The 3,118-nt window shown below is 69.1% G+C and carries 5 protein-coding genes; 3 read left to right on the forward strand and 2 right to left on the reverse strand.

Annotated features, from left to right (window positions below):
• Window positions 1–939: LacI family DNA-binding transcriptional regulator (locus Q4F04_RS05785; RefSeq protein ID WP_303368888.1), on the forward strand; the 939-nt coding region annotated here is incomplete at its 5' end.
• Between the two features lie 3 nt (window positions 940–942).
• Here the strand turns inward: Q4F04_RS05785 and Q4F04_RS05790 are convergent.
• The gene (locus Q4F04_RS05790; protein ID WP_303368889.1) at window positions 943–1,422 is read right to left on the reverse strand and encodes a DUF411 domain-containing protein; all 480 of its coding nucleotides are present in this window, start codon (window positions 1,420–1,422) and stop codon (window positions 943–945) included.
• A gap of 78 nt (window positions 1,423–1,500) precedes the next feature.
• Entirely contained in the window at window positions 1,501–2,193 is a 693-nt protein-coding gene (locus tag Q4F04_RS05795) for a metal-dependent hydrolase (protein WP_303368890.1), read from the reverse strand.
• Window positions 2,194–2,286: 93 nt separating this feature from the next.
• Here Q4F04_RS05795 and gatC point away from each other — a divergent pair, with 93 nt between their 5' ends.
• Together gatC and Q4F04_RS05805 are read left to right on the forward strand one after the other, a co-directional pair.
• Window positions 2,287–2,574 carry an Asp-tRNA(Asn)/Glu-tRNA(Gln) amidotransferase subunit GatC gene (gatC, locus tag Q4F04_RS05800; RefSeq protein WP_303368891.1) on the forward strand — a complete coding sequence of 96 codons (288 nt, stop codon included), beginning with the start codon at window positions 2,287–2,289 and terminating at the stop codon, window positions 2,572–2,574.
• A partial coding sequence (locus Q4F04_RS05805) for an amidase (protein WP_303368892.1) occupies window positions 2,571–3,118 on the forward strand: 548 nt, incomplete at its 3' end. The genes gatC and Q4F04_RS05805, both read left to right, overlap by 4 nt.

Raw genomic sequence — 3,118 nt, forward strand, 5'->3', positions numbered from 1 at the left:
GTGCTGCGCAACCGCGGCGACGTCTCGGCGGCGACAAGGGAAAAGGTGCTGAACGCGGCCCGAGCCCTGGGCTATGTGCCCAACAAGATCGCGGGGGGGCTGGCCAGCCAGCGGGTCAACCTGGTCGCGGTGGTGATCCCCTCGCTGTCGAACCTGGTCTTTCCCGACGTGCTGGGGGGGATCTCGGCGGAACTGGACGACACCGGGCTGCAGCCGGTCGTGGGAGTCACCAATTATGGTCCCGCGCGCGAGGAGGCGGTGCTTTACGACATGATAAGCTGGCGCCCGACGGGAATCATCCTCGCGGGGCTGGAACATTCGCGGGCCTCGCGGGCGATGCTGGAAGGCGCGGGCGTCCCGGTGGTCGAGATCATGGACGTGGACGGCACCCCCATCGACACCGCCGTCGGCATCAGCCACGACCGCGCCGGGGCCGAGATGGCGGGCCATATCCTTGCCGCCGGATACCGCCGCATCGGCTTCATCGGCACCCACATGCCCGAGGATCACCGGGCGCGCAAACGCCTCGCGGGGTTCGAGCGCGCGCTTGAGGCGGCGGGCGTGGTGCTGGCCGCGCGGGAATACTATCAGGGTGGCTCGTCGCTGGCCAAGGGGCGCGAGCTGACGGAGCGCATCCTCGCGCGCGAGCCGGACCTGGATTTCCTGTATTACTCCAACGACCTGATCGGCGCGGGCGGGCTGATCTGGGCGCGCGAGCGCGGCATCGACATTCCGGGGCGGCTGGGTCTTGCGGGCTTCAACGGGGTGGACCTGCTGGACGGGCTGCCGGTGCGGCTGGCGACGACGGACGCCCGGCGGCTGGACATCGGCCGGCGGGCGGCGCGGATCGTCGCGGGCAAGGACCCGCGGCCCGAGGACGGGATCATCGCCCTGTCCCCGACCTTCATCCCCGGCGACACCATCCGGCCCGCGCGCTGAACCTCAGGCGGCGGGATAGCGGGCGAAGACCTCGGCCCCGCCGTCGCGGCGGAGCAGGAGGACGTCGTAAGCCTCGCGTTCCGACTCCGGTCCCATGCCGGGCGAGCCCCAGGGCATCCCCGGCACCGTCAGCCCGATCGCGTCGGGCCGCTTGTCCAGCAGCCGCAGGATGTCGCGGGCGGGCACATGGCCCTCGATCAGGTAGCCCTCGACCTGCGCGGTGTGGCAGGAGGAGAGTTCCGCCGGGATGCCGCCCTCGCGCTTGACGCGGTGCAGTTGCGCGAGGCTGACGACCTCGACCGTCGCCTCAAGCCCCTCGGCCCGCAGCGTATCGACCCAGGCGGTGCAGCAGCCGCAATCGGGGTCCTTGAGGACATGCAGCCTGGGCTTCCCCGCCCGCAGCGGTCCTGCCGCAAGGCCCGCAAGCGCCAGCGCCCCGCCAGCGACCAGCAGCTTCCGGCGCGAGATCATGGATTGCGTCATGCCGACCTCATTCCCCTGGGAACAAGGTCAGCATGGCGCAGGATTGCGGCAGGCGCACTGCGGCCAAGCGGCGCAGGCTCAAAGCTCGACCGTCTCCATCACCTCAGGCGTCAGCACCTCGACACCCGGCAGGGCGCGGCGCATCACCTCGGGGTCCTGCTTCAGAAGGGGAAAGGTGTCGTAGTGGCAGGGGATGACGGTCCTGAAGTCGAAATACCGCTTCGCCGCCCAAGCCGCGCGCTCCATGTCCATGGTGTAATGGCCGCCGGCGCAGAGGATGCCGATCTCGGGGCGGTGCAATTCGCCCATCCACTCCATGTCCGCCATGATGTCGGTGTCGCCCGAGACGTAGATTGTCCGCCCCTCGCCCCGGATCATGTAGCCCGATTCATGCCCCGCATAGACCGGCTTGCCATCGACCATCAGCGAGGAGGAATGGCTGGCGTTGACCATCGTGACCTTCGCCCCGTTCAGGTCCACCGTGCCGCCCTTGTTGAAGTCGATGCCTTTGATGCCCTCGGCTCCGGTCCAGTAGCCGATCAGGTCGGCGATGCCCACGACCAGGATGCCCAATTCCCCGGCCAGCCCCAGCGCGTCGCCGGTATGGTCCCCGTGCCCGTGGGTCAGCAGGATGTGGGTGGCGCCGCGCACCGCCTCGTCGCGCCGGTCTGCGGGGAAGACGGGGTTCCCGGTCAGCCACGGATCGATCAGGATCACCGCGCTCTCGATTTCTAGACGGAAGCCCGCGTGGCCCAGCCAGGTCAGTTTCATCCTTGCACCTCCTGCGTTTCGGGCGGCAGGCTAGCGCGGCTTGCAGGGCCGGTCCACCGGCGGTAAACCCGCGGCCAAGCGAAAGGAACCCGCATGTCCATCACCGAAGCCGAGGCCCGGAAGGTCGCGCATCTGGCGCGGATCGCGGTCGCGGACGAGGCGCTGCCCGCGCTCGCCGCCGAGCTGAACGGCATCCTGCATTTCATGGAGCAGTTGAACGAGGTCGATGTCGAAGGCGTCGAGCCGATGACCGGCGTCGAACGGATGCGCCTGAAGCGGCGCGAGGACGTGGTTACGGACGGCAACATGCAGGATGCGATTCTGAAGAACGCCCCCGACGCCCGCGAGGGGTTCTTTGCCGTGCCGAAGGTGGTGGAATGAGCCTGAACCGACTGACCATCGCGGAGGCCCGCGACCGCCTGCGCGCGCGAGAGATCACGGCGGCCGAGCTGACCGACGCCTGCCTTTCCGCCGCCGATGGCGCTGGCGCGCTGAACGCCTTTGTCCACCATACGCCCGAAATCGCGCGCCAGCAGGCGGCGGCGGCGGACGAACGGCTGGCTGCGGGCGATGCGCCGGCGATGTGCGGTATTCCGGTGGGGATCAAGGATCTGTTCTGCACGAAGGGCGTGCCCTCGCAGGCGGCTTCCCGCATCCTCGAAGGCTTCCGCCCGGAATACGAATCGACCGTCACGCAGAACCTGTTCGATGCGGGCGCGGTGATGCTCGGCAAGCTGAACATGGACGAATTCGCCATGGGCTCGTCGAACGAGACCAGCGTCTATGGCAATGCGGTGAACCCGTGGAAGACGGACGACCGGCAACTGACGCCGGGGGGGTCCTCGGGCGGCTCGGCGGCGGCTGTGGCGGCGGACCTGTGCCTTGCGGCGACGGGCACCGACACCGGCGGCTCGATCCGCCAGCC

Origin of the sequence: Paracoccus sp. (in: a-proteobacteria) (assembly GCF_030536915.1) — a bacterium.
Taxonomy (GTDB): domain Bacteria; phylum Pseudomonadota; class Alphaproteobacteria; order Rhodobacterales; family Rhodobacteraceae; genus Paracoccus.